Annotated in this window: 2 protein-coding genes; one reads left to right on the top strand and one right to left on the bottom strand. The window is 63.3% G+C overall.

Annotated features, from left to right (window positions below; translation table 11 throughout):
• A partial coding sequence (locus tag WCA53_RS12870) for an STAS domain-containing protein (protein WP_423910402.1) occupies positions 1-605 on the top strand: 605 nt, incomplete at its 5' end.
• Between the two features lie 81 nt (positions 606-686).
• Here the strand turns inward: WCA53_RS12870 and prpR are convergent.
• A partial coding sequence (gene prpR, locus WCA53_RS12865) for a propionate catabolism operon regulatory protein PrpR (RefSeq protein WP_423910399.1) occupies positions 687-1,848 on the bottom strand: 1,162 nt, incomplete at its 5' end.

The following is a 1,848-nucleotide window of genomic DNA, read 5'->3' as shown; positions in this document are numbered from 1 at the left end:
TTTTTCGCATCCAGCAATGGGAGTTCTGGCTATCCATCGCGTGCCTGGCGGGCGTCGCTGTTTTCGGCGCCATCCCCGGTATCTGCCTTGCGGTGGCGATCGCGATCGCTGAATTTCTGTGGGATGGCTGGAGACCGCATTTCGCGGTTCTCGGGCGCGTTCCCGGCTTGCGCGGCTACCACGATCTGGAGCGCTATCCGCACGGCGAACGGATTACCGGTCTTGTGCTGTTCCGCTGGGATGCACCGCTTTTCTTCGCCAACGCCGAGCAGTTTCAGGAGCGTCTGTCACAGGCCATCGCGCAATCGCCGACACAGGTGCGCCGCGTGGTCGTGGCGGCAGAGCCGGTGACGAGCGTGGACGTGACGTCGGCGGATATGCTTCGCGAGTTGATCCGCAAGCTAAGAGCGCGTGGCATCGAGTTACACTTCGCAGAGCTTAAGGACCCCGTGCGCGACAAACTCAGGCGCTTCGAACTGACGGACCTTCTCGGGGACGCGCAATTCCATCCGACGATAGGCAGTGCTGTCGATGATCATCTCGGCGATCGTGCAGTCGCGGAGCATGGTGGCGATGCGGGTCCCGCACCCTCGGGAGAGACGTGATCGGCCGGCGCCAGCGTGACGATCGAAGATGCGAAGATGACTACGCGGGCCGCCGGTAATTCCCCGCAAGCCCATGTCCTTTCACGACTTGCGACCTCCTGCCCCATTCAACTTTCTCCATAACGTAGTCTTACTGATTCCGAGCGCCTTGCAGACTGCCTCCCGGTCGCCATTGCAGGAAGCGAGTGCCGCGCGGATCTCGTCCGCCTCAATGTGGCGGCTGCGCTCGCGAAGCGTCAGCGCTTCGTCTCGCGCGCCTGAACGTGTCTCGAAGAGTTCTGGTGCGATCAAGTACAGATCGTCACTGGTGAGCGCGCTGATGTCGGCGCCATCCGCATCGGCCAGTTCGACGGCAATTCGTTCGATCACATTTTGCAGTTCGCGCACGTTGCCCGGCCACGCATAGCTAGACAGCGATTCACCGATGCCCGCGAGCGCGCGCCCGGCAACATCCGCGTTGCGGACTCGCGCACGAAGCCGCGGCTCGCGCTTCGCAGCCTGCTGCAATAGTTCGACGGCGAGCAGCATCAGGTCAGTCGGCCGCTCACGCAATGGCGGTAAAGCGATGTTCAGGATGTTGAGCCGATAATAAAGATCCGCGCGAAACGTACCGGCCTCCATGGCATCGGTCAGCGCCTGGTGCGTCGCGGCAATCACCCGTATATCGACGCGCGTCGGTTCCGTCGAGCCGAGTCGCACGACCTCGCGTTCCTGCAAAACACGCAGCAGGCGGCTTTGCAGCGGCAAGGGCATCTCACCGATTTCATCGAGAAACAGCGTGCCGCGATGCGCCGCCTCGATCAACCCGGCCTTGCCGCCCTTGCGCGCGCCGGTGAATGCGCCCTCCTCGTAGCCGAACAACTCGCTTTCGAGCAACGCTTCCGGAAACGCGCCACAGTTGATCGCGACAAACGCGAAGTCGCGCCGCGCGCTTAAGTGATGCATGCTCTGCGCGACCATCTCCTTGCCGGTCCCGCTTTCGCCGAGGATCAGCAACGTCGCGGTCGATTTCGCGTAGCGCTGGACGAGCGTGCGAACCCGCTGCATCGACGCACATTCGCCGACCAGATCGTCAAGCCGGTAGCGCGCAGTGAATTGCTGAGTCCGCTGCGTCGAGCGCAGGGTGCGGTCGAGGCGCTCGACGGCACGCGACTCCTGAAACGTCAGAACCGTTCCGGCCGCCGCCCCGTGTGTCGCGAGCGGACCGCGATGCACGACATAGCTCACACCGCGCACCGAGCCG

The organism is Caballeronia sp. (assembly GCF_049581465.1).
Lineage (GTDB): Bacteria > Pseudomonadota > Gammaproteobacteria > Burkholderiales > Burkholderiaceae > Caballeronia.
Note: the sequence above shows the minus strand (reverse complement) of the source record. Positions and strands in the feature narration are given on the sequence as shown.